This window comes from Kitasatospora sp. NPDC033851, from assembly GCF_055576085.1.
Map to the genome: position 1 here is coordinate 87,158 of NZ_JBVIRL010000006.1, position 24,295 is coordinate 111,452.

The 24,295-nt window shown below is 74.1% G+C and carries 18 protein-coding genes; 4 read left to right on the forward strand and 14 right to left on the reverse strand.

Annotated features, from left to right (window positions below):
• Window positions 1–150: 150 nt before the first annotated feature.
• The gene (locus ACZ51D_RS13955) at window positions 151–2,661 is read left to right on the forward strand and encodes a CDP-glycerol glycerophosphotransferase family protein (protein WP_465616262.1); all 2,511 of its coding nucleotides are present in this window, start codon (window positions 151–153) and stop codon (window positions 2,659–2,661) included.
• 103 nt (window positions 2,662–2,764) lie between these two features.
• Here ACZ51D_RS13955 and ACZ51D_RS13960 read toward each other — a convergent pair whose 3' ends face one another.
• The 6 genes from ACZ51D_RS13960 to ACZ51D_RS13985 form a co-directional block, all read right to left on the reverse strand.
• Window positions 2,765–3,253, reverse strand: a complete 489-nt coding sequence (locus ACZ51D_RS13960; protein WP_465616260.1) for a 2'-5' RNA ligase family protein — start codon at window positions 3,251–3,253, stop codon at window positions 2,765–2,767.
• 116 nt (window positions 3,254–3,369) lie between these two features.
• Window positions 3,370–4,410, reverse strand: coding sequence for a tryptophan--tRNA ligase (gene trpS / locus ACZ51D_RS13965; RefSeq protein ID WP_360495196.1), 1,041 nt, complete (start codon window positions 4,408–4,410; stop codon window positions 3,370–3,372).
• Between the two features lie 30 nt (window positions 4,411–4,440).
• Complete coding sequence (locus ACZ51D_RS13970) at window positions 4,441–5,766, reverse strand: hemolysin family protein (protein ID WP_360495193.1); 1,326 nt, start codon at window positions 5,764–5,766, stop codon at window positions 4,441–4,443.
• A gap of 111 nt (window positions 5,767–5,877) precedes the next feature.
• Window positions 5,878–6,870: a malate dehydrogenase gene (locus tag ACZ51D_RS13975; RefSeq protein WP_360495190.1), complete on the reverse strand. Its 993-nt coding sequence runs from the start codon at window positions 6,868–6,870 to the stop codon at window positions 5,878–5,880.
• A 221-nt stretch (window positions 6,871–7,091) separates the two neighbouring features.
• Window positions 7,092–7,517, reverse strand: coding sequence for a DUF3017 domain-containing protein (locus ACZ51D_RS13980; protein WP_360495187.1), 426 nt, complete (start codon window positions 7,515–7,517; stop codon window positions 7,092–7,094).
• A gap of 19 nt (window positions 7,518–7,536) precedes the next feature.
• Window positions 7,537–8,391: a bifunctional methylenetetrahydrofolate dehydrogenase/methenyltetrahydrofolate cyclohydrolase gene (locus ACZ51D_RS13985; RefSeq protein WP_360254771.1), complete on the reverse strand. Its 855-nt coding sequence runs from the start codon at window positions 8,389–8,391 to the stop codon at window positions 7,537–7,539.
• Between the two features lie 569 nt (window positions 8,392–8,960).
• On the opposite strand from ACZ51D_RS13985, the gene ACZ51D_RS13990 reads away from it, so the two are divergent.
• Entirely contained in the window at window positions 8,961–9,572 is a 612-nt protein-coding gene (locus ACZ51D_RS13990) for a hypothetical protein (protein ID WP_360495181.1), read from the forward strand.
• A 118-nt stretch (window positions 9,573–9,690) separates the two neighbouring features.
• Here the strand turns inward: ACZ51D_RS13990 and purH are convergent, their stop codons facing one another.
• Window positions 9,691–11,268 (reverse strand): bifunctional phosphoribosylaminoimidazolecarboxamide formyltransferase/IMP cyclohydrolase, encoded by a 1,578-nt coding sequence (gene purH, locus ACZ51D_RS13995; protein ID WP_360495178.1) that lies wholly within the window; start codon window positions 11,266–11,268, stop codon window positions 9,691–9,693.
• On the reverse strand, window positions 11,265–11,924 hold the full coding sequence (gene purN, locus ACZ51D_RS14000; protein WP_360495175.1) for a phosphoribosylglycinamide formyltransferase: 660 nt from the start codon (window positions 11,922–11,924) through the stop codon (window positions 11,265–11,267). The genes purH and purN overlap by 4 nt, the downstream gene beginning before the upstream one ends.
• Before the next feature lie 498 nt (window positions 11,925–12,422).
• On the opposite strand from purN, the gene ACZ51D_RS14005 reads away from it, so the two are divergent.
• Window positions 12,423–13,118 (forward strand): hypothetical protein, encoded by a 696-nt coding sequence (locus tag ACZ51D_RS14005; RefSeq protein ID WP_465662403.1) that lies wholly within the window; start codon window positions 12,423–12,425, stop codon window positions 13,116–13,118.
• A 47-nt stretch (window positions 13,119–13,165) separates the two neighbouring features.
• Here the strand turns inward: ACZ51D_RS14005 and ACZ51D_RS14010 are convergent, their stop codons facing one another.
• Window positions 13,166–14,680, reverse strand: coding sequence for a cell division protein PerM (locus ACZ51D_RS14010; protein ID WP_465662405.1), 1,515 nt, complete (start codon window positions 14,678–14,680; stop codon window positions 13,166–13,168).
• A gap of 132 nt (window positions 14,681–14,812) precedes the next feature.
• Here ACZ51D_RS14010 and ACZ51D_RS14015 point away from each other — a divergent pair, with 132 nt between their 5' ends.
• Window positions 14,813–16,894, forward strand: a complete 2,082-nt coding sequence (locus ACZ51D_RS14015; protein WP_465662407.1) for a LuxR C-terminal-related transcriptional regulator — start codon at window positions 14,813–14,815, stop codon at window positions 16,892–16,894.
• Window positions 16,895–17,023: 129 nt separating this feature from the next.
• Here ACZ51D_RS14015 and sucD read toward each other — a convergent pair whose 3' ends face one another.
• From sucD to ACZ51D_RS14040, 5 genes are all read right to left on the reverse strand, one after another.
• Window positions 17,024–17,914 carry a succinate--CoA ligase subunit alpha gene (gene sucD / locus ACZ51D_RS14020; RefSeq protein WP_360495163.1) on the reverse strand — a complete coding sequence of 297 codons (891 nt, stop codon included), beginning with the start codon at window positions 17,912–17,914 and terminating at the stop codon, window positions 17,024–17,026.
• Between the two features lie 18 nt (window positions 17,915–17,932).
• On the reverse strand, window positions 17,933–19,105 hold the full coding sequence (gene sucC, locus ACZ51D_RS14025; RefSeq protein WP_360495160.1) for an ADP-forming succinate--CoA ligase subunit beta: 1,173 nt from the start codon (window positions 19,103–19,105) through the stop codon (window positions 17,933–17,935).
• Window positions 19,106–19,408: 303 nt separating this feature from the next.
• Window positions 19,409–20,578 carry a VWA domain-containing protein gene (locus ACZ51D_RS14030; RefSeq protein ID WP_360495157.1) on the reverse strand — a complete coding sequence of 390 codons (1,170 nt, stop codon included), beginning with the start codon at window positions 20,576–20,578 and terminating at the stop codon, window positions 19,409–19,411.
• Between the two features lie 101 nt (window positions 20,579–20,679).
• A complete protein-coding gene (locus ACZ51D_RS14035) occupies window positions 20,680–23,115 on the reverse strand; it encodes a DUF5682 family protein (RefSeq protein WP_465662409.1) in 2,436 nt (811 codons plus the stop codon).
• Window positions 23,112–24,194 carry an ATP-binding protein gene (locus ACZ51D_RS14040; RefSeq protein WP_465616244.1) on the reverse strand — a complete coding sequence of 361 codons (1,083 nt, stop codon included), beginning with the start codon at window positions 24,192–24,194 and terminating at the stop codon, window positions 23,112–23,114. The genes ACZ51D_RS14035 and ACZ51D_RS14040 overlap by 4 nt, the downstream gene beginning before the upstream one ends.
• Window positions 24,195–24,295 lie beyond the last annotated feature (101 nt).

Genomic DNA, 24,295 nt, shown 5'->3' on the forward strand with positions numbered 1-24,295 from the left:
CCATATTCGACATTTTCTCGAACCCCTGAGTCATTTCCGCACCCATGTTCCAGGAAATGAATTCTCCGGGCAATTCGAAAAAGCGTGCAGTTGACCTTGGTGCCATTTCCGGATGGGATATGAATTTCCATTCCGAAGGGCCCCATTGCCATGCCTGTGCTCACACGGCTCGTCCTGCCGCACGCCGCTCCCCGTGTGACCACCGCCCGCCCCGCGGACGACGAGGACGTGGTGTTCGGGCTGCTGCGCGCCCGCTGGCACGGCCGCGGCCTGGAGCTCACCGGATTCGCCCGCCCCCAGGGACTGGACACCGGCCGCCCCGGCTCCGCCTGGACCTGGCTGACCCTGCGCCACGAGGACCAGGCCGAGCCCCCGCTGCACCTGCGCTCCACGCCCCGCAGGCTGCCCGAGATCACCGACGACAGCGCCCAGCCCGAGTACAACCACGACTGGTCCGGCTTCACCGTGCTGCTGGTGCCCGGCCGGCTGCGCCGCGAGGGCCGGTGGCTGCTCGGCGACTGGCAGATCGACACCACCCTCTTCACCCGCCCCCGCGCCGCCCGGGTGCGCCGCCAGTACGGCGCCCTCGCCCCGCACTGGTGCGGCTCCGGCGAATACCCGCCGGCCCGCTGGGTGGACCGCGACGTCCGCCTCCAGCCGTACTTCGAGGACGGCCGGCTACGGCTGCGGCTGGAGCGCCCGGCCGTACGGATCACCCGGGCCGCCCGCACCGCCGTCGACCTCGACCTGGGCGGCATCGCCGACTCCTGCCCCTCCGGCACCGTGCTGCGGCTGCGCCACCGGCAGAGCGACGCGGTGATCGAGCAGCCGCTCACCCGCGGCGGGAACACCTTCACCACCCGCCTGCCGTACCGGCCGTTCACCGCCGCAGGGCGCGGCAGCGGCGAACCGGAGCACTGGGACGCCGAACTGCTGCGGCCCGACGGCGGCACCGAGCAGCTCTGCCTCGACGAACGCGGCGGCCCGGTGGCCGGCCAGCACCCGCTGCCCGACGCCCCCGGCCGCGTGCTCTACCTCAAGCACCTCGCCGACGGGCGCCTCCAGGTCTGCGTCCAGCCCGCGGTCGGCCTGGTCGACCGGATCGCGGTACGGGCCGACGGCTTCGAACTGTGCGGCCACTGCCCGGACCCGGCCGCGGACCGGCTGGAACTGGTGCTGCGGCACTCCGGCACCGCGAGCGAGGTCCGCACCCCGGTCGAGACCGGCCCGGACGGCCGCTTCCTGGCCCGGGTGCCCGCCACCCGCACCGGCTCGGACGGCGCCGCGCTGCCGCTGCGCAAGGGCATCTGGGAGGCCGCGCTGGAGCCCGCCGACGGCTCCGGGCCGGGCCGCCCGCTGCTCGCCGCCCCCGCCGCGCTGCCCGCCGTCCCCGCCGCCACCACGGCCGGCGGCAAGCGGATCCTGCTGCAGCGCCGCTGGCACGACACCCTCCTGGTGGACTCCACCCCGGTGCTCGGCGCCGCCGAGCGCAGCGCCTGGACGCAGCACCGCCAGCGCGCCGAGCACTACCCGGCCGCCCGGCGCGAACCGCTGCGCGAGGCCGTGCTGTACGACGTGTTCGGCGGCCGCGGCTACGCCGACTCCCCGCGCGCGGTGCACGCCGAACTCGTGCGCCGCAGCACGCCGTTGGAGCACCTGTGGGTGGTCGACGACGCACAGGCCGAGGTGCCGGCCGGGATCACGCCGGTGCGGATCTGGAGCCCGGAGTGGTACCGGGCGCTGGCCACCTGCCGCTACCTGGTCGGCAACACGCACTTCCCGGACTTCCTGGAGCGCCGCCCCGGCCAGGTCGTCGTGCAGACCTGGCACGGCTCGCTGCTGAAGCGGATCGCCCACGACGTCGAGAACCCCTGGCTGGCCGACCACGGCTACCTGGAGGCACTCGACCGGGAGACCCCGCAGTGGAGCCTGCTGCTCTCCCCCAGCCCGTTCGCCACCCCGATCCTGCGGCGTGCCTTCCGCTACCGGGGCGAGGTGCTGGAGTCCGGCTACCCGCGCAACGACATGCTCGCCCGCCCGGACGGGCGGATCGCCGCGGCCGTCCGCCGCCGGCTCGGCGTCCCCGACGGCAAGCGGATCGTGCTGTACGCGCCGACCTGGCGCGAGGACCAGCGGCGCGGCGACGGCGACGGCTTCCGGCTCGACCTGCGGCTGGACCTCGACCACGCCCGGCGGCTGCTCGGCAAGGACCACGTGCTGCTGGTCCGCCCGCACACGCACGTGCGCGAACCCCTCCCGGGCGCGGGCGACGGCTTCCGGTACGACTGCGGGGACTACCCCGACCCGCAGGAACTGCTGCTGGTCGCGGACGTCCTGGTGACCGACTACTCGTCGATCATGTTCGACTTCGCGATCACCGGCCGCCCGATGTACTTCTTCACCTACGACCTGGAGCACTACCGCGACACCCTGCGCGGCTTCTACTTCGACTTCGAGTCGAACGCCCCGGGCCCGCTGGTGGCGACCTCCGCCGAACTGCTCGGCGCGCTGCGCGAACTCGCCGACAGCGGCGCCGGGTTACCGCCCGGCTGCGTCGAGCGCTACCGGCGCTTCCAGGCCGAGCACTGCGCGCTGGACGACGGCGGCGCGGCCCGCCGGGTGGTCGACCGGATGCTCGCACCGCGGCCGGCCGGGGGATAGCCCGGCGCCGGTCGTGGACCCCGACCCAGGAGGTCGGTCGTGGACCCCGGCCCAGGAGGTCGGTCGTGGACCCCGACCCAGGAGGTCGGTCGTGGACCCCGACTCAGGAGAAGGAGTAGCTCCGCCAGGGCCGCCAGACCTCGTCCGCGTCGAACCGGGAGAGGCCGAAGCCCGGCACCGGGAACGACGCCCGGAAGCCGCGCGCCTGCTCGTACGCCCGGTCCAGCACCTCGTCCGGCAGGCCGTGGGCGACCGTCACGTGCGGGTGGTACGGGAAGGCCAGCTCGCGGGCCAGTGGGCCGGAGCGGATGTCCGCCTCCAGCAGCCGGCACTCCTGCGCGCCCTCTTCGACCCGGACGTACACCACCGGGGAGACCGGGCGGAAGGTCCCGCCGCCGCGCAGCAGCATCCGGAACGGCCGGTGCGCGGCCGCCACCGCCGCCAGGTGCTCCTCGATCTTCGGCAGCAGTTCGGCCGGCACCTCGGTCGGCGGCAGCAGGGTGACGTGCGTCGGTATCGACCGGGCCAGCGGATCGCCGTGCCCGGCCCGGGCGTCCTGGATCGCCACGCCGTACGGATCCGGGACGCTCACGGACACGCCGATGGTGACGACCTCCCCGCCCTGGGCCGAAGAGCGCGCCGGATCCGGGCGCTCGGCGGCGAAGGGCGGGTCACGGTCGTCACCACCGGGCAGGCGTGTGACGGGAGTCACCGCTTGGCGGCCGGGAGGAAGCCGATCCGGTCGTACACCGTCTCCAGCGTCACCGACGCCACCTCGCGGGCCTTCTCGGCACCGATCGCCAGCACCCGGTCCAGCTCGGCCGGGTCGTCCAGGAAGGTGCGGGTGCGCTCCTGGAAGGGGGTGACCCACTCGGTGAACAGCTCGGCCAGCTCGGTCTTCAGGGCGCCGTACATCTTGCCCTCGAAGTGCGCGACCAGCTGGTCGACCGACTGGCCGCTGAGCGCGGAGTGGATGCGCAGCAGGTTGGAGACGCCCGGCTTCTCCTCCTCGTCGTAGGACACGACGGTGCCGGTGTCGGTGACGGCGCTCTTGATCTTCTTGGCGCTGGCCTTCGGGTCGTCCAGCAGGCCCACCAGGCCCTTGGGCGAGGAGGCTGACTTGCTCATCTTGACGGCCGGGTCCTGGAGGTCCTGGATCTTCGCCGTCTCCTTGAGGATGTACGGCTTCGGCACGGTGAAGGTCGGGCTGTAGCGGGTGTTGAAGCGCTCGGCGATGTCGCGGGTGATCTCGACGTGCTGGCGCTGGTCCTCGCCGACCGGGACGGCGTCCGCCTGGTAGAGCAGGATGTCCGCGATCTGGAGGATCGGGTAGGTGAACAGGCCGACCGTGGTGCTCTCGGAGCCGTACCGGGAGGACTTGTCCTTGAACTGGGTCATCCGCGAGGCCTCGCCGAAGCCGGTGAGGCAGTTCATCACCCAGGCGAGCTGCGCGTGTTCGGGCACGTGCGACTGGACGAAGAGCGTGCAGTGGTCCGGGTCCAGGCCCGCGCCGAGCAGCTGGGCGGCGGAGACCCGGGTGTTCTCGCGCAGCGTCGCCGGGTCCTGCGGCACCGTGATCGCGTGCAGGTCGACGACCATGTAGAAGGCGTCGTTGTCCTTCTGCAGGTCGACCCACTGGCGCACCGCGCCGAGGTAGTTGCCGAGGTGGAACGAGCCGGAGGTGGGCTGGATGCCGGAGAGTACCCGGGGACGGCCCTTGACCGGACCGGTGACCGCTGCGTTGACCATGCGGGCCATTGTTCCAGTTCCACCGGTCGCTCAGGAAACGTCCGCCCCTGGAGGTTCCACCAGTGTGACGGCACTCACCCTCACCCGGGCGATCCGCCGGCCCTCGACCTTGGCCACCGTCAGCAGCACCCCGCCGCCGCCCTCCAGCGGGATGCGCACGTGGTCGCCGTCCCGGGGCAGCCGGCCGAGCGAGGCGACCAGGCAGCCGGCCACCGTCTCGTACGGGCCCTCGGGCAGGGTGACGCCGGTCTCCTCGGCGAAGTCGCCGAGGTTGAGCAGGCCGTCCAGCTCCATGCCGCCGCCGGCCAGCCGACGGGTGGGGGCGGACTCCGGCCGGTCGTACTCGTCCCGGATCTCGCCGATGACCTCCTCGACCAGGTCCTCCAGGGTGACGATCCCCGCGGTGCCGCCGTACTCGTCCACCACGATGGCCAGGTGGTGGCCCTCGCGGCGCATCTCCCCCATCGCCTCCAGCACCCGCTTGGTGCCGGGCAGCAGCTTGACCGGGCGGGCCAGGTCGCGGACCTTGGCTGCCTGTTCGCCGCGGGCGCCGTACAGATCGCGGACGTGCACGAAGCCGACCACCGCGTCGGCGCTGCCCTCGACCACCGGGTAGCGCGAGTGCGGCGAGGTGTCGGCCTGGTGCCGTACGGCGGCCAGCGGGCGCTCGGCATCCAGGAAGGTCACCTCGGTGCGCGGGACCATCACCTCGCGCAGCTGGCGCTCCCCGGCGGAGAACACGTCGGCGATCAACGCCCGCTCGTCGCTGCCGAGTTCGGTGTTGGCGGCGACCAGGCCGCGCAGTTCCTCGGAGCTCATCGAGCCGCGCCCGGCCGCCGGGTCGCCGCCGAGCAGGCGGACCATCAGATTGGTGGAGTGGCCGAGCAGCCAGATCACCGGGCGCAGCACGACCGACATCACGTCCACCACCGGGGCGGCGATGACCGCGATGGACTCGGCGCGCTGCAGGCCGATCCGCTTGGGGGTCAGCTCGCCGAGCACCAGTGACGCGTAGCTGATCACCAGGGTGAGGCTGACCAGGGCGATCGCGTCGGCCACGCCCTCGGTCAGGCCCGCCCGGACGAACAGCGGGGCGACCTTGCCCGCCAGGGTGTCCGCGCCGAAGGCGGCGGACAGGAAGCCCATGCAGGTCACCCCGACCTGGACGGCGGCCAGGAAGCGGTTGGGGTCGGCGGCCAGGTGCGCGGCCCGGGCCGAGCGCCGGGTGCCAAGCGCCTCCAGCGTCCGGATCTGGCCCTCGCGCAGCGAGATCAGCGAGATCTCGGCGACGTTGAACAGCCCGCCCAGCAGGATGAAGACGAGGACGAGCGCGGCGTCCCCGAGGGTTTCGTTCACAGCGGGCCAGTGTAGGGCGGCCGGTGCGCGGAGGCGGGCCTCCGAGGCCGGACACGGCGGCGGCCCGCCGCCCCGGGGAGGGGTGACGGGCCGCCGGAGTGCTCAGCGGGCTCAGATGAGGCCCAGCTCCTGCACCGCGTCGCGCTCCTCGGTCAGCTCCTTGACCGAGGCGTCGATGCGGCCGCGCGAGAAGTCGGAGATCTCCAGGCCCTGGACGATCTCGAACTTGCCGTCCTTGGTGGTGACCGGGAAGGAGGAGATCAGGCCGGCCGGGACGCCGTAGGAGCCGTCGGAGACGACGCCCATGGAGGTCCAGTCGCCCTCGGCGGTGCCGTTGACCCAGGTGTACACGTGGTCGATCGCGGCGTTGGCGGCCGAGGCGGCCGAGGAGGCGCCGCGGGCCTCGATGATGGCGGCGCCGCGCTTGGCGACGGTCGGGATGAAGTCGTTCTCCAGCCAGGCCTGGTCGCTGCCGACGGCCTCGAAGGCCGGCTTGCCGGCGACCTCGGCCTGGAAGATGTCCGGGTACTGGGTCGCGGAGTGGTTGCCCCAGATGGTGACGCGCTTGATGTCGGAGACCAGGGCGCCGGTCTTGGCGGACAGCTGGCCGACGGCGCGGTTGTGGTCCAGGCGGGTCATCGCGGTGAAGCGCTCGGCCGGGACGTCCGGGGCGTTGCGCTGGGCGATCAGGGCGTTGGTGTTGGCCGGGTTGCCGACGACCAGGACCTTGATGTCGTCCGCGGCGTGGGCGTTGATCGCCTTGCCCTGCGGGCCGAAGATGCCGCCGTTGGCCTGCAGCAGGTCGCCGCGCTCCATGCCGGCGGTGCGCGGACGGGCGCCGACCAGCAGCGCGACGTTGGCGCCGTCGAAGGCCACCTCAGGCTTGTCGGTGATCTCGATGTCGCGCAGCAGCGGGAAGGCGCAGTCGACGAGCTCCATGGCGGTGCCCTCGGCGGCCTTGAGGCCCTGCGGGATCTCGAGGAGGCGCAGGTTCACCGGCACGTCGGCACCGAGCAGGTGGCCCGAGGCGATGCGGAAGAGCAGCGCGTAGCCGATCTGGCCGGCCGCTCCGGTGATGGTGACGTTGACGGGGGTGCGAGTCATTTCTACCTTCTCCAGCAAATCGCCAGGTGCCCCAGGCACACCGGCGCACTGGAGCCGAGGATGGTCTCTCGACATCGAGAGACCGGCGTCAGGTTATCGCAAGGGAAGCGTACGCCGCGTGCGCGGGCGTGGCTGATGCGTCACAGAAGCACCGCGGCCCCCGCCCGGCTCCCGAAGGACGGGGAGCCGGGCGGGGGCCGTTCGATCGGCGCGCGGGCCGGTCAGTGCCTGGGCCGGCCCATCAGCTTGCCGATGTTGTCGAGCAGCGGGATCTGCAGCCACGGGTTCGGCTGCGCGACCAGGGTCAGCAGCACGATCGAGGCGCCCAGGAAGGTCAGCACGATCACGTCGGTGAAGCGGCTGCGCACCGCCAGCATCCCGACCTCGGGCAGCACCAGGCGCAGCACCGCGCCGAGCAGCACGCCGCCGCCGAGGATCAGCAGCCCGTACTTGAAGCCGTCCTTGAAGTCGGCGAACCAGGTGACCGCGAGGCCCGCGCCGACCACCAGCAGGACCAGCGTTATCGGCCACTGCCGGACCGGCAGGGCGTGGTCGCCCCCGAGGGCGGCGGACGAGCCCTCGGGCGGCAGGATGCCGGTGGTCTTGACCGGCCTGCGCCGGGACCGCGCCGGTCGCGGTTCAGTCATGCTCGCCGTCCCTCGGGTGTCAGATGCCGGCGCGGCGCTCGGCCGCCTCGACGATGTTGTTGAGCAGCATCGCGCGGGTCATCGGGCCCACGCCGCCGGGGTTCGGGGAGATCCAGCCGGCCACCTCGGCCACACCCGGGTGGACGTCGCCGACGATCTTGCCCTCGCTGCGGCTGACGCCCACGTCCAGCACCGCCGCGCCCGGCTTGACGTCCTCCGGCTTGACCAGGTGCGGCACGCCGGCGGCGGCCACGATGATGTCGGCCTTGCGCAGGTGGGCGCTCAGGTCCCGGGTGCCGGTGTGGCACAGGGTCACCGTGGCGTTCTCGGAACGGCGGGTCAGCAGCAGGCCGATCGAGCGGCCGACGGTGATGCCGCGGCCGACCACGACCACCTCGGCGCCGTTGATCTCGACGTCGTGGCGGCGCAGCAGCTCGACGATGCCCAGCGGAGTGCAGGGCAGCGGGCCGTCGATGCCCAGGGCGAGCCGGCCGAGCGAGGTCGGGTGCAGGCCGTCGGCGTCCTTGTCCGGGTCCATCAGCTCCAGGACCGGGTTCTGGTCCAGGCCCTTGGGCAGCGGCAGCTGGACGATGTAGCCGGTGCAGGTCGGGTCGGCGTTCAGCTCGCGGACGACGTTCTCGACGTCCTCCTGGCTGGCGGTGGCGGGCAGCTCGCGCTGGATCGAGGCGATGCCGACCTCGGCACAGTCCTTGTGCTTCCCGTTCACGTACCAGCGGCTGCCCGGGTCGTCGCCGACCAGGACGGTGCCGAGGCCGGGCGTGACGCCCTTCGCCTTGAGGGCCGCCACGCGGGCGGCGAGTTCGGACTTGATCGCGGCGGCGGTGGCCTTGCCATCGAGAATCTGGGCAGTCATGACCCCATTCTCCCGGATCGCGGCAGGTCGCCGTACCACGGCCGGCCACGTCCCGCGGTCGGACCCGCGGTCGGGTGCACGGCGCGTCCTCGAGCGGGTCCGCGGGTGGGTCTCGCGGTGGGTCTCGCGGCGGGTCCGGTCCGGGTGACCGGACGGGCACGAAGGTCCGCCGCACGTTGCGGTTGCGCCACATTCTTGACCCGGCCCGTGGAACCGGCTGGACAGGGCGCTGCCGTCCGGATCACGATAAGCGGGCATTCCCGCCGCGCCCCGGCCCGGTGACGGGCCGACGGGTCCCGCGGCGGGGCGTACCCGGGGGAAAGAGCAAGTGAGCCGACCACAGCAGACCGAGCAGCCCGGCCGTCGCGGCGCCGTCCCGCCCGCGCTGTGCCCGTCGAGGGCTCCACTGATCCGGCGCTCACCGCGCTGCTGAGCCGACGGCGCCCGTCACCGCCGCCGGGCTGTCACCCTGCTCCGCTACTGTCCCACCTGGTCGGCGACCCGACTCACCGACCGGCACCGGGCGTCCGCCGTCCCGTCCCCGTCCCCGCAACTGCCCGGAGGCATCCATGAGTTATCCGCCCGACCCGAACAACCCGTACGGCCAGCCGCCGGCCGCCCCGGGCTACGGCTACCCGCAGCAGGCGCCCCCGGCGCCGCCCGCCGCGTACGGCTACCCGCAGCAGGCCCCGGCCTACGGCTACGCACCGGCCGCGCCGGCGTCGATGCCGGGCCTGGTGATGACCGCGCGGGTGCTGCTGTTCATCGTGGGCGGTGTGCAGGCGATCCTGACGATCATCTACCTGGTCATCGGAGCTGCCGCCAAGGACGCCACCAACACCATCAAGCACACGACGACCAGCGACAACCCGTTCACCGCGATGGGCGACGCCGCCGCCAGCGTCATCATCGTCGTCGCGGTCCTGTTCGGGCTCTTCGCCGCGCTCTCCATCACGCTCGGCGCCAAGTTCGGCAAGGGCGGCAACACCGTCCGGATCACCACCATCGTGTACGGCTCGCTCGGGGGCCTGGTCGGCCTGCTGATCCTGCTGGGCGCCATCTCCGCCGGCACCGCCGTGGGCCTGGTGATGGCCTTCCTGTGGCTGGCGATCAGCATCATCTGGATCACCGCCATGTGCGTCCGGGACGGCGTCAACTGGTTCAACCGGCCGAGGTACTGACCGGTCCGACCGGTATGACAGAGCGGCCCGGCCCCTCCTCGGAGGGGTCGGGCCGCTCTGTCATAGCGTCACGCCGGCTCGGTGGCCGGCGACCGGCTCGGTCCGGCTCGGTCCGGAATCAGTGGAAGAAGTGCCGCGCGCCGGTGAAGTACATGGTCACGCCGGCCTCGGCGGCCGCCGCGATGACCTCCTCGTCACGGATCGAACCGCCGGGCTGGACGATGGCCTTGACGCCGGCCGCGATCAGGATCGCCGGGCCGTCCGCGAACGGGAAGAAGGCGTCCGAGGCCGCGAACGCGCCCTTGGCCCGCTCGCCGGCCCGCTCGACCGCGAGCTTGCAGGAGTCGACCCGGTTGACCTGGCCCATGCCGACGCCGACCGAGGCGCCGTCCTTGGCCAGCAGGATCGCGTTGGACTTGACGGCCCGGCAGGCTCGCCAGGCGAAGGCCAGTTCGGCCAGCTCGGCGGCGGAGAGCGCCTCGCCGGTGGCGAGCGTCCAGTTCGCCGGGTCGTCGCCCTCGGCGTGCACCCGGTCGGCGTCCTGCAGCAGCACGCCACCGGAGATCGGGCGGACCTCCTGGCGGTTGGCCGGGGCCCCGGGGGCGACCAGCACCCGCAGGTTCTTCTTGCGGGTCAGCACCTCCACGGCGCCGTCCTCGTAGCCGGGGGCCACGACGACCTCGGTGAAGATCGGGGCGATCTGCTCGGCCAGCTCGACGGTGACCGGGCGGTTGACCGCGATCACGCCGCCGTACGCGGAGACCGGGTCGCACTCGTGCGCCTTGCGGTGCGCCTCGGCGACGTCGGCGCCGGTCGCGATGCCGCACGGGTTGGCGTGCTTGATGATCGCCACGGCCGGCTCGGCGTGGTCGTAGGCGGCGCGGCGGGCGGCGTCGGTGTCGACGTAGTTGTTGTACGACATCTCCTTGCCGTGCAGCTGCTGCGCGCCGGCCAGGCCGCCGGTGCCGTCGCTGTACAGCGCGGCGCCCTGGTGCGGGTTCTCGCCGTAGCGCAGCACGTTCTGCCGCTCCCAGGTCGAGCCCAGGAACTCGGGGAAACGCTCGTCGCTGGGCGCGTAGCCGGCCTCGAACCAGGAGGCGACGGCCACGTCGTAGGCGGCGGTGTGGGCGAACGCGGCACCGGCCAGGCGCTTGCGGGTGGCCAGGTCGAAGCCGCCCCCCTGGGCGGCCTTCAGCACGTCGCCGTAGCGGGCCGGGTCGACCACGACGGCCACCGACGGGTGGTTCTTCGCGGCGGCGCGGACCATGCTCGGACCGCCGATGTCGATCTGCTCGACGCACTCGTCCGGGGTGGCGCCCGAGGCGACGGTGGCCTTGAACGGGTAGAGGTTCACCACGACCAGGTCGAAGGGCTCGACGCCCAGCTCGGCCAGCTGCGCGCGGTGCGACTCCAGCCGCAGGTCGGCCAGCACGCCGGCGTGCACGCGGGGGTGCAGCGTCTTCACGCGCCCGTCCAGGCACTCCGGGAAACCGGTCAGCTCGGAGACCTCGGTCACCGGGACACCGGCGGCGGCGATCCGGCCGGCGGTGGAACCGGTGGAGACGATGGCGACCCCGGCGGCGTGCAGGCCCTGGGCCAGCTCCTCCAGACCGGTCTTGTCGTACACGCTGATCAGCGCGCGACGGATCGGACGGATGTTCTCCGAAACGGGGGGCGTGGTGGAGCTGGCACTCATGCCGGAATCCATACCTTTCGGTCCTCGATGCGGTGGCCCTCGCGGGCCAGCCGGCCCACGACGTCGACGAGCAGCTTGCGCTCGACTGTCTTGATGCGCTCGTGCAGCGCGTCGCCGCCATCGGCGTGGTCGGCGTCGACGACCTCGACGACGCCCTGCGCGATGATCGGCCCGGTGTCCACACCGGCGTCGACCAGGTGGACGGTGCAGCCGGTGACCTTCACGCCGTACGCGAGCGCGTCGGTGACGCCGTGGGCGCCGGGGAAGGACGGCAGCAGTGCGGGGTGGGTGTTGACGATCCGCCCGGCGAAGGCCGTGACGAACTCGGGGCCGAGGATCTTCATGAAGCCGGCCGTGACCACCACGTCAGGCTCGTACTCGGCGACGGAGGCGGTCAGCGCCCGGTCCCAGGCGGCGCGGTCGGAGAAGTCCTTCACCCGGTGGACGAAGGTCGGCAGGCCCGCCTTCGCGGCACGCTCCAGGCCGACGATCCCGTCCCGGTCCGCGCCGACGGCCAGGATCTCGGCGCCGTACGCCGGGTCCGCGACCGCGTCGATCAGCGCCTGCAGATTGGTTCCGGAGCCGGAGACCAGCACCACCAGACGGGCCGGTCCGGGCGTACGGGGAGGGAAGTGCTGGGCGGGGGCGGCGGCCACTGCGCGATTCTCCGTAGGTCGGGCGCCGTGCGCTGGTACGTCCACCGGTGGTGGGGCCACTACGAACGGCAGGTCGAGCGAGGGGGAACACCAGGAAAACCCGCCGCGACGCGGGCCCCGGGAACCGATGTGAGCTGCTGACCGTCACCACGATAACGGCTGGTCGGACGGCCTCCGAACCCTCCCGGCGGCGCTACGCGCGTAGTTGAGACGGGGATCTCCCCGGGCCTGTCGAAGACACGGCCGGGGGTCCGCCGCACCGGGGTCCCGCCCCGTCCGGACGGCCCCGACCGGGCTCGGGGCCCGGGCCGCCGGTGGGCCGACGAACGGCTGCGGGATCATTGGAGGGCGCGGGAGACCGCGCCGACCGCGAGACCGCGACGACCGCGGGACCCTCAGGCCGGACTCGGAGCGAGCTCCGGCCGAGTTCGACCGGGTTCCGACAGAGTTCCGACAGAGCTCCGGCCGAGCTCCGACCGACAAGGATTGGCTGAACCCATGAGCAGCGGCGACGACACCGACGAGCGCAACCCCTTCGCGCCGCCGCCCACGGATGCCCCGGACCAGCCGTGGCAGCCGCGCAGCCCCTGGACCGGCGAGGGCTCGGACGGCGCCGGCGGCCAGGGTGGCGAGCGCCCGCAGCTCCCGCCGCCGTGGGGCTCCGGCCAGGGCGACGGCCGGCCCGGCCAGCGGCCCCCGGCCCCGCAGCCGCCCCGGCTCGACCCCGCCAACCCGGCCCACCGCCGGGCCCGCAACGCCGCGCTGGCCGGGCCGTTCGCGCTGGTCTGCCTGTTCGCGGGCTTCCACTGGATCGCCCTGCTGGTCGGGGTGCTCGGCATCGTCTGGGGCATCAGCGCCCTGCGGAGCCCGAAGGGTGCCGCGGGCGCGGCCGCCGGCCCTGCGGGGGCCGTCGGTCCTTCGGGGGCGTTCGGGCCTTCGGGGGCGTTCGGGCCTTCGGGGGCGGTCGGCCCGGTCCGCGGGGGCACGGCGCCGAACCCGCTCACCCCGGCCGCGCTCGCCGGGATCCTGACCGGCGCGATGACCGTCGTCGTCGCCACGTCGGTGATCGGCCTCGGCTACCACTACCGCGACTACGTCACCTGCGTCCAGGACTCGCTGACCGCCGTCGGCGCCGAGAACTGCGACCGGTACGCGCCGCAGTGGTACGTGGACTTCACCGGGAACACCGAGTAGCCCGGCAGTCCGGCCGTCCGTCAGTCCGTCAGTCGACCGGTCCGGCTTCAGTCGACCGGGTCCGCGGCCTCGCGGGCAGGCCCGGACAGGCGCAGCACGAGGGCGTGCGTACGGGCACGCAGCCGCAGCGCACCCCGGCGCGCCTGCCACACGAGCCGGGCGTACGCGCCCTGCCCCTCCGCCGGGGCGAGCGCGCGGTGCCGTACGAGCAGGGCGCCCGGGACGGTCACCAGCGCGAGCCAGCCCGCCGCCGCCAGGCCCGTCGACCACGGCACCGGCCCCAGCCAGACCATCCGCTCGCCCGCCAGCGCCCCGCCGGACAGCCAGCCCAGCAGGGCGGCCACCGCCCCCACCACCAGGGCCGCCGCCAGCGCAGCCGTCACCGTCGCGGCGGGCGGCCAGGGCTCGGCGCGGTCCTCAGCCCCCTCGACCCCTTCGATTCCCTCGATCCCGTCGATCCCGTCGGCCGGACTCCGCCGACCCGCCGCCGCGCGGCCCAACAACACCGTCGGCACCACCCCGGCCAGCAGCGGCAGCACCAGCGCCGCCCACCGCCAGCCGCCCGGGCCGTCGGCCGGCAGCAGCGCGAACAGCGGGAACTCCGGCACCGACCCCAGCGCCGTACCGCCCGGCGACACCGCCGTCCCGGTGCCCACCACGAACCCCGGGCCGAGCGCGTACGCCGCGCCCCACAGCACCGCGTTCGGCAGCAGCACCAGCGCGAGCAGCAGCAGGCCCGACAGCGCGGCGGGCCCGCGTCCGAGCAGCGCCATCCCGCGCCCGCCGCCGACCACCGCGTCCAGCAGCGCCGACACCGCCACCAGCACCCCGCCCGCCGCGACCAGCCCGGCCCCGGCCGCCAGCGCCGCGGCCCGTACCACCGCCGCGCCGCCGGTCGGACGGCACGACGGCGGGAGACGGTCCAGCAGGGAGCGGGCCATCGGGGAGCCGACGATCGTGGAGCGGGCGATCGGGGAGCGGGCCATCGGGGAGCCGACCATCGTGGAGCGGGCGATCGGGGAGCGGGCCATCGGGGAGCCGACGGCGTCGGCCGAGCGGACTCCGGCGGCCGTGGCCAGGGCCGCCACCACTGCCACCACCAGGACGTCCAGCAGCACCTGGCTGCGGAACAGCCCGGCGCCCGCGCAGTGCAGGGCCACCGCCACCGCCACCGCGCAGTACCCCGCCCATAGCGCCACCGGGCCGCCCCAGCGCGAGCGCAGCGGCCCGCGCCGCGCCGCCACCCCGGCACCCGCCCGGTGGAGCCGGACCACGGCCAGGACGCCGAGCAGCAGCGGAGTGACGGTCAGCGGGGCGCCCGCATCCCCGCGCAGCACCGGCGCACCGTGCCCGAGCAGCCACAGCACCCCCGCCAACCGGGTGGCAGCGGCCGCGCCGTCGTCCGCGTACGGCGTCACCACCCACAGCCCGAGCACCGGCACTCCGACCCCCGCCAAGCCGACCAGCGCCGCCCGTACCCCCGCCAACAGGTCGGCCAGCGCGGGGCGTCCGCCCAATTCTCCCGGCGCCTCGAGGATCGGACGGCCCATCAGCTGCGTCATGCGCCTCATGGTGCCAAGGCGACTCGCCATGCTCCGTGAAGCGGCAAACCGCCGCCGTGTCCCAGATTATTGGCTTATGCGCATTTTCAGACCCTGCCCCCCAACCGCCGGCGCCCCGGCCCGGAGCGTCTGATGACCACGCCGCCCACCGCCGACTCCCCCACCCCGAAGCGCCACCGCGAGCCCGCCGGCGCCGACCACGACGCGGCCCGCCTGCTGCGGAAGCTGACCCCCCGTGAGGCCCAGACCCTCGCCCACCTCGCCGCCGGGCACGACCTCCCCCACACCGCCGCCGCCCTCGGCATCACCCCCACCACCGCCCGCAGCTACCTCCTGCGCGCCATGCGGAAACTCGGCGCCCCCACCGAAGCCGAGGCGATCACCCGCGCCGCGGGCACCCTGCCGTACGTCCCGCCCCTGCGCCCGGCGAACTTCGCCGGCCTCACCCCGTCCTCCCTCGGCCCCGCCGCGGTCAACGGCCGGACGGCGATCGACGGCGGACGGACCCGAACGGCCGAGCAGGCGGCGCAGCCGGCACCTCAAGCAGTGGTGGCAGCGCCGCCGGGCGCCACGCCACCCCCCGCCTCCGGCGCCCGACGCGGCCGGACGGCGCGGCGCGCCCGCCAAGAGCGCGGAGACACGGCGCACCCGCCCGCGCGCGGGCGTCCGTCCTCCCTCCCCGACCAGGCGCCCCGGCCGGACCTCATCGACACCTCACCGGAGACCGGCGCGGAGCCGCACACCTCCGCCGGCACCGGCACGGCGCCGTCGGCGGCCGCGCACGGGCGCCCGGCCGCCGACGGCGGGCAGGCGACTCCGGCCGCCTCGGCCGCAGACGAAGAACGGCGGCAGTCCTCCGGCACCGGACGGAACGAGGAGGCGGCACAGCACGACAACCTGGCGCAGAACCCCCAGGGTTCCACGGCTCCGGAGCATCAGCGGCCCCCGCTCGCCAGCCGTACGGCACCCTCCGGCGACGGACCGCAGGCCCCCCAGGACTCCTCGACCGCGAAGCACCAGCAGCCCCCGGCCGTCGGCGGCCGGCCCGCCCCGGCGCCCGCCGGTACGGAAGGGCACGGCGAGATGACGCACACGGCTCCGGCCGCACCGGCCGCGGGCGGGCGCGGCCGGCCCGCGGAGAGGCGCGACCCTTCGTCCCCCGCACCGGCTTCGCCCTACGCCGCCGACCGCCCGGCGCCGAGCTTCGAGGAGCTGTACGAGACCGCGCACACCCGCCTGGTGCAGCAGGTGTTCCTGCTGACCGCCTGCCGCCACCGCGCGGTGCACTGTGTGCGGCTGGCGTTCGGGCAGGCGCGGCGGGGGTGGCAGGCGGTGGCCCGGTCGGGGGATCCGGAGGCGTGGGTGCGGGTGCGGGCGTGTGAGCTGGCGCTGTCGCCGTGGCACCGGGGCGGGCCGCGACGGGCGCACGCGTGGGGCCTGCCACACCGGCGGATCCAGGTGCGTCCGGCGGACGAGTCGCAGGCGGTGCTGCCGGACCACGACCGGCTGACCGACCGCGACCGGGCGCTGCTGAAGGCGCTCAAGCGGCTGTCGCGGCCGCAGCGCCGGGCGCTGGTGCTGCACGACGGGCTGGGGCTGCCGGCGGCGGCGATCGCGGTGGAGGTGGAGTCGACGCGGGCGGCCGCCGAGGGGCGGGTGTGGACGGCCAGGGCGGCGCTGGCGCAGTGGGTGCCGGACCTGGTGGGGCCGGATCCGGCGGCGCCGGGGTTCGCGGACGGGCTGAGCCGACTGCTGCACCGGGCGGCGGTGCGCGGCTGCCCGGCGCCGCACCGGGCGCCGGTGCCGGTGCTGCGGGCCCGGTACCGGCTGGGGACGGCGAGCCGGACGGGCGCGGCGGCCCTGCTGACGGCGGCGGTGGGCGGGGCGGCGCTGGCGACCCTGGCGGGGGTGCGGCCGGCCGTGCTGTTCCGGCCGCCCGAGCCGCCGGCACCCTCGCTGTGCCTGCCCGCCGCCGAGGCGGAGGAGCCGGGCGTGCCGCTGCTGCCGGGCGGGGCGCCGAACGGCATCAGCAGCCTGTGGTGCAGCCCGGCGCCGGGACTGGAGGCAGTACTGCTGGAGCCTCACAGCCAGGCGGTCGCCCGCTGGCAGCTGCCGGCGGCGGCGCGGGGCGCGGAGGCCCCGCCGCCGCAGGGTCCGGTGGTCTGCCCGCTGTGGTCGCCGCGGCCCTGCACGACGGGACCGAGAGCGCACTGAAGGAGGCCGGCAGCCCGGAGGCCGGCAGCCGGAGGCGCGCCGAAAGCAGCCCGCCGAAGCAGCCCGCTGAAAGCGGCGAGCGCCCCCGCCCGGGAAGGGCGGGGGCGCTCGTTGCGCGCGGGGGCGGGATCAGGCCTGGGCGGCGATGATCTCGCGGGCCAGGCGGGCGGTCTCGGACGGCGTCTTGCCGACCTTGACACCGGCGGCCTCGAGGGCCTCCTTCTTCGCCTGGGCGGTGCCCGAGGAACCGGAGACGATGGCGCCGGCGTGGCCCATGGTCTTGCCCTCGGGGGCGGTGAAGCCCGCGACGTAGCCGACGACCGGCTTGGTCACGTTCGCCTTGATGAAGTCCGCGGCACGCTCCTCGGCGTCGCCACCGATCTCACCGATCATGACGATGATCTCGGTCTCCGGGTCCTCCTGGAAGGCCTTGAGAGCGTCGATGTGGGTGGTGCCGATGACCGGGTCACCGCCGATGCCCACGGCCGAGGTGAAGCCGATGTCGCGCAGCTCGTACATGAGCTGGTAGGTCAGGGTGCCGGACTTCGAGACCAGACCGATCTTGCCGGAGGTGGTGATGTCGGCCGGGATGATGCCGGCGTTCGACTGTCCGGGGCTGATCAGGCCGGGGCAGTTCGGGCCGATGATGCGGGTCTTGTTGCCCTTGGCACCGGCGTGCGCCCAGAAGGCGGCGGTGTCGTGCACCGGAACGCCCTCGGTGATGACGACGGCCAGGCCGATCTCGGCGTCGACGGCCTCGACGACGGCGTCCTTGGTGAACTTCGGCGGCACGAAGATGACGGTGACGTCGGCACCGGTCTTCTCCATGGCCTCGGCGACGGTGCCGAAGACGGGCACCTCGGTGCCGTCGACGTCGACCGTGGTGCCGGCCTTGCGCGGGTTGACACCGCCGACGATCTGGGTGCCGGAGGCGAGCATGCGGCGAGTGTGCTTCATGCCCTCGGAGCCGGTCATGCCCTGGACGATGACCTTGCTGTCCTTGGTAAGGAAGATAGCCATGGTGTGAAGTCCCCTTCCTTACTTGTTGGCCAGCTCGGCGGCGCGGTCAGCGGCGCCGTCCATGGTGTCCACGCGCTGGACCAGCGGGTGGTTCGCGTCGTCGAGGATCTTGCGACCCAGCTCCGCGTTGTTGCCGTCCAGACGGACGACCAGCGGCTTGGTGACGTTCTCGCCCTTGCTCGCGAGGAGCTCCAGGGCCTGCACGATGCCGTTGGCGACCGCGTCGCACGCGGTGATGCCGCCGAAGACGTTGACGAAGACCGACTTGACGTCGGGGTCGCCCAGGATGATCTCCAGGCCGTTCGCCATGACCTCGGCGGACGCGCCGCCACCGATGTCGAGGAAGTTGGCGGGCTTGACGCCGCCGTGCTTCTCACCGGCGTAGGCGACCACGTCGAGGGTGCTCATGACGAGGCCCGCGCCGTTGCCGATGATGCCGACCTGGCCCTCGAGCTTGACGTAGTTCAGGCCCTTGGCCTTGGCGGCGGCCTCCAGCGGGTTGGCCGCGGCCTTGTCCTCCAGGGCCTCGTGCTCGGGCTGGCGGAACTCGGCGTTCTCGTCCAGGGAGACCTTGCCGTCAAGCGCGATGATCTTGCCGTCGCCGGACTTGATCAGCGGGTTGACCTCGACGAGGAGCGCGTCCTCGGCGATGAAGACCTTCCACAGCTTCTGCAGGACGTCGGCGACCTGGTCGGCGATCTCGGCCGGGAACTTCGCCGCGGCGACGATCTCGGCGGCCTTCTCCGGGGTGCAGCCCTCGTTGGCGTCGACCGGGATCTTGGCGAGCGCCTCGGGGTTCTGCTCGGCGACGACCTCGATCTCCACGCCGCCCTCGACGCTGGCCATGGCCAGGAAGGTGCGGTTGGTGCGGTCCAGCAGGAACGAGACGTAGTACTCGTCCTTGATGTCCGCGGTCTGGGCCAGCATCACCTTGTGAACGGTGTGGCCCTTGATGTCCATACCGAGGATCGCCTCGGCCTTGGCGACGGCATCGGCCGGGTCCGCGGCGAGCTTGACGCCACCGGCCTTGCCGCGGCCGCCGACCTTCACCTGAGCCTTGACGACGGCGCGTCCGCCGAAGCGCTCGGCGATGGCACGAGCGGCTTCGGGGGTCTCGATGACATCACCGTCAAGCACGGGCACGCCGTGCTTGGCGAAGAGGTCCCTCGCCTGGTACTCGAACAGGTCCACGTGTGTTCGTCCTTGTTCGTGGTCGCGGATTGTGTCTCTACGAGCGTGCCACGGCAGGATCTTCGCTGCGGGTCGTCGGGGCGGTGCGGGTACGCAGAGGTACGGCCTTGCGGCCCACACAGCCACGGGCGCACACGTCAATCAACACGCGCGTCACGTCCGTCTGGCAGGTTATCCCCGTGGGACGGGACTGTTCCGCCCGGGGCCTGCCCGGCATGGGTGAGAACCGTCACAGACAGCCTAGAGCGTCCCGGTAAACCCCCTTCCACCGATCGGGTGGATTCGCACGTCCGGGTGAATCCGTCACACCCCCTGGTCGGGCACCGGGATCGGGCGCTTCTCGATCGCCGCCGCCATGATCTCGGGGAACACGTCCGGGGTGCAGGCGAAGGCCGGCGCGCCGAGGGCGGCCAGGGCGGCGGCGTGTGCGTGGTCGTAGGCGGGCGCACCCTCGTCGGAGAGCGCGAGCAGGGCGATGAACTGGACGCCGGCCGCCTTCATCGCGGCGACCCGCTTGAGCATGCCGTCCCGGATACCGCCCTCGTACAGGTCGCTGATCAGCACGACGACGGTCTCGGAGGGGCGGGTGATCTTCGACTGGCAGTAGGCGAGCGCGCGGTTGATGTCGGTGCCGCCGCCGAGCCGGGTGGCGAACAGGACGTCCACCGGGTCGGTGAGCTGCTCGGTGAGGTCGACCACCGAGGTGTCGAAGACGACCAGCCGGGTGTCCAGGGTGCGCATCGAGGCGAGCACCGCGCCGAAGACCGCCGAGTGCACGACCGAGGGCGCCATCGAGCCGGACTGGTCGATGCAGAGGATGACGTCCTTCTTCACCGCGCGCTGGGCGCGGGCGTAGCCGACCAGCCGCTCCGGGACGACGGTGCCGTACTCGGGCAGGTAGTTCTTCAGGTTGGCCCGGATCGTCCGGTCCCAGTCGATGTCGCGGTGCCGGGGGCGGTTGACCTTGGCGCTGCGGTCGAGGGCCCCGCCGAGGGTGGCCCGGGTGCGGTCGGCCAGTCGGCGCTCCAGGTCGGCGACCACCTTGCCGACCACGGCCCGGGCGGTCTCCCGGGTGGTCTCGGGCAGCGCGTGCTTGAGCGAGAGCAGGGTGCCGACCAGGTGGACGTCCGGTTCGACGGCCTCCAGCATCTCCGGCTCCAGCAGCAGCCGGTCCAGGCCGAGCCGAGTGATCGCGTCCTGCTGCATCAGCTGGACGACGGTGGACGGGAAGTACTCCCGGATGTCGCCCAGCCAGCGGGCCACCTGCGGGGCCGAACCGCCCAGCCCCGCGCTGCGCCGCCCGCCGCCGCGGCCGGCCCGGCCGCCCTGCTCGGGCGCGCCGCGGTAGAGCGCGCCGAGGGCGCCGTCCATCGCGGCGTCCCGGCCGCGCAGGGTGCAGCCGGTGCCGTCGGCCTCGCCGCCGAGCACCAGCCGCCAGCGGCGCAGCCGTTCGTCGGTCGTGGGCGCTGCCATCTCGTCCTCCTGCTTCAGCGGGTACCGCGGTGATCGGGTGCGGCCGGTCGTCGGGTGCGGCGGGTCGTCGGGTGCGGCGGGTGTGTCCGCTGCTGCGAGGGTCAGGTGTTGCGGCCGGCGGCCTGCCGGGGGATCCGCGGGCGGATGCCTAGCAGCAGGGCCACGACGGGGACGGCGGCGTCGGCGCGGGCGCGGTCCAGTTCGCCCACCGGGGCCCGGTCCGCCGGGGGGCCGCCGAGCGGACCGGCCGCGACCCGGCCGCCGATGGTCGTCCGCACGCCCGCCTCCAGCCCGGCGAAGGTACGGCGCAGCAGCGGCAGGACGTCGGTGAAGACCTCGCCGCTCACCCCGGTCAGCCAGGCGTCCAGCAGGGCGAGCAGCCGGGGGTCGTGCAGCAGCAGGGCGCCGCCGCCGGTGAGGAAGCCCTCGACCCAACCGGCCGCGTCCGCGGGGGCGTTGGCGACGGACAGGACCAGCCGCAGTTGGCGGCCGGCCTCCTCGGAGTCGAGTCGGCCGTCGTCCAGCAGCAGCCGGACGGCCCGGCCGCGGAGCAGGCCCGGGGCGCCGGTCGCCGGGCCGCCGGACGGCTCGCGGGCGGCCAGTGAGCGCAGGGCGGCGGCCCAGCGGTCGGCCAGGCCGGCCAGGCCGTACGGGTCCGGTGCCCGGTCGGGGCCGGCGGGGGCGGCGGGGTTACCCGGGTGGGCAGCGTCACCCCGGCCGTCGGGACCGTCCCGGTCCGGTGCGGCGTCGGCGGCCGGCGGCCCGGCGGAGGTCAGCAGGCCGATCGCGCCGTGCACCTCGTCGAGGCGGCCGCGCATCGCCGCCGCGCTCTCGGCGTCCAGCCCGACGCAGCCGGGCGGCAGTCCGACGCAGATCCGCTCGGCCAGGCCGGCCGCCGCCCCGGCGAGCGCGCCGTCGTCGGTGCCCCGCACGTCGCCGTAGCGCAGCGCGCGGACCAGCGCGGGCAGCGCGCCCGCCAAGTGCGCGACGTCGGTGTCCAGGGCCGCGCAGTCGGCGAGCACCCGCATCACTGCGGGCAGCGCGCCGGACAGCCCGGCCAGCAGGCAGGTCTCCACCAGGCCGGTCAGTTCGGCGAGTTCGACGGCGGCGCGGGCGGTGCCGACCGCCTTTCCGGTGGCCGCTTCCTCGACCGTGGTGCCCCACTGGGCGGCCTCGGCGATCCGGACCGCGAACTCCGGCTGCCAGCACAGCCGCCAACTCTCCCGGAACGTCCCGGTCGAGTTGACCGAGGAGCGGGCCGGCACGCCCCAGTCCACGCCCACCAGCCGCAGCCGGTGCAGCAGCCGGGAGCGGGCCGCGTCGATCTCCTTGCGCAGGTCGAGGTCGATGTCCTTCGGCGTGGCCTCGGGCTTGAGTCGCAGCGAGCGCTGCAGCCGGGCGAGGTCGCGCTGCAGCGGAACCGCGGGTGCGGCGTCCGGGACCTCGCCGAGCTCGTCGCCGATCACCAGGCGGTCCCGGACCAGCTCCAGGGCGACGTCCGAGCCCTCGCAGAGCACCGCGCGGACGGCGTCCAGGGTCTCGGTCAGCCCGGCGAGCGGGCGACCGCGCAGGACGGCCAGGGTCTCGGCGAGCCGGACCGCCTCGATGACGTGGGCGGAGGAGACCGGGTGGTCCTCGGCGCGCAGGAGGTCGGCGGCCCGGGTGAGCCAGCGCGGCACCGGGTCGCCGTCGGTGGTGAACAGGTGGTGGTACCAGCCGGGCGAGTGCACGCCCGCGCCGTACCCGGTGGCCGGGGAGAGCCGGCGGTGCGTCCAGGGCACCCAGGTGATGTCCGTCCGCACCTTCTTCGGCAGCTCGGCGAGCAGCGCCCGGTCGTGCGCGACGGTGGGCATCGTCTCCAGCGCGGGGACGTGGAAGGCTCCGCAGACCACGGCGATCCGCCGGTGCCCGGCGCGGCGGGCGGCGCGGATCTGCTGGCGCATGTACGCCTCGCGCAGCAGGTCCCGGCGGGACTCGCCGAGACCCTCGGCGCGCAGCGCGCCCATCGCCTCGGCGACGGCGGCGAACGGGGCCAGCGCGTCGGTGCCGGGCGCGCGGTGCTCGACGACGTCCTCCCACCAGCGCTCCGGGTCGTCGTGCCCGGCCGCCTCGGCGAGCAGTGCCAGCGGGTCGACGGGCAGCTCGCCGGCGTCGTCGGCACCCGTGGCGTCGGATCCACCGGTGCCGTCGGAACCGGCGGTGGCCTCGGGCGCGCGCGCGAAGCCGTACCCGGCGGGCAGGTCGATGAAGCGGACCGGCAGGTCGTGCTCCACGGCGTGCCGGATCGCCACCCACTCCGGGGAGAACGCGGCGTACGGCCAGAAGGCGGCCTTCGCCGGGTCGTCCACCGCGTGGGCGAGCAGCGCGACCGGCGGCACCAGGTCCTTCTCGGCGGCCAGGTGGACGATGCCGTCGGCCTCCGGCGGGCCCTCGACGAGCACCGCGTCCGGCTGCCACTGCGCCAGCGCGGCGGCCACCGAACGGGCCGAGCCGGGGCCGTGGTGGCGGATGCCGAGGAGAGCGACCTCCGCGGTCATGCCGTCACCTCGCGGGCGGCCCGGTAGAAGTCCTTCCAGCCGTCGCGCTCGCGCACCACCCCTTCGACGTACTCGCGCCAGACCGCCTGGTCCGCCACCGGGTCTCGGACGACGGCGCCGAGGATGCCGGCCGTCACGTCCCCGGCGCGCAGCACGCCGTCGCCGAAGTGGGTGGCCAGGGCCAGGCCGTTGGTCACCACCGAGATCGCCTCGGCGGTGGAGAGGGTGCCGCTCGGGGTCTTGACCTTCGTCCGGCCGTCCACCGTGATCCCGGCCCGCAACTCCCGGAAGACGGTCACCACGCGCCTGATCTCCTCGGCGCCGCCGGGCAGTTCGGGCAGCTCCAGGGAGCGGCCGAGCTGGCCGACCCGGCGGGTGACGATGTCGACCTCCTCCTCCAGCGAGCCCGGCAGCGGCAGCACCACGGTGTTGAACCGGCGGCGCAACGCGCTGGAGAGCTCGTTGACGCCGCGGTCGCGGTCGTTGGCGGTGGCGATCACGTTGAAGCCGCGCACCGCCTGCGTCTCGCTGCCCAACTCCGGCACCGGGAGCGTCTTCTCGGACAGGATGGTGATCAGGCTGTCCTGGACGTCGGCCGGGATGCGGGTCAGCTCCTCGACCCGGGCGATCTTGCCGTCGGCCATCGCCCGCATCAGCGGCGAGGGCACCAGGGCGTCCGGGCTGGGGCCGCGGGTGAGCAGCTGGGCGTAGTTCCAGCCGTACCGGACGGCCTCCTCGGGGGTGCCCGCGGTGCCCTGCACCAGCATCGTGGAGTCGCCGCTGATCGCGGCCGCCAGGTGCTCGGACACCCAGGTCTTCGCGGTGCCGGGCACGCCGAGCAGCAGCAGCGCCCGGTCCGTCGCCAGCGTCGTCACGGCGACCTCGACCACGCGGCGCGGGCCGATGTACTTGGGGGTGATCCGGGTGCCGTCGGGCAGTTCGCCGCCGAGCAGGTACGTCGCCACGGCCCATGGCGACAGCTTCCAGCGCTCCGGGCGCGGACGGTCGTCCTGCGCGGCCAGGGCGGCCAGTTCGCCGGCGAAGGCGTCCTCGGCGTGCTGCCGCAGAACGTCGGTCATGGGGGCTCCTTGAGGTCGGCCACCGGGGCACACGGGTGCCCCGGGGCAGGATGATCGGGGGGAGCCAGGTCGGCGTCCCGGCCTGTGGGAACCACCCTGCA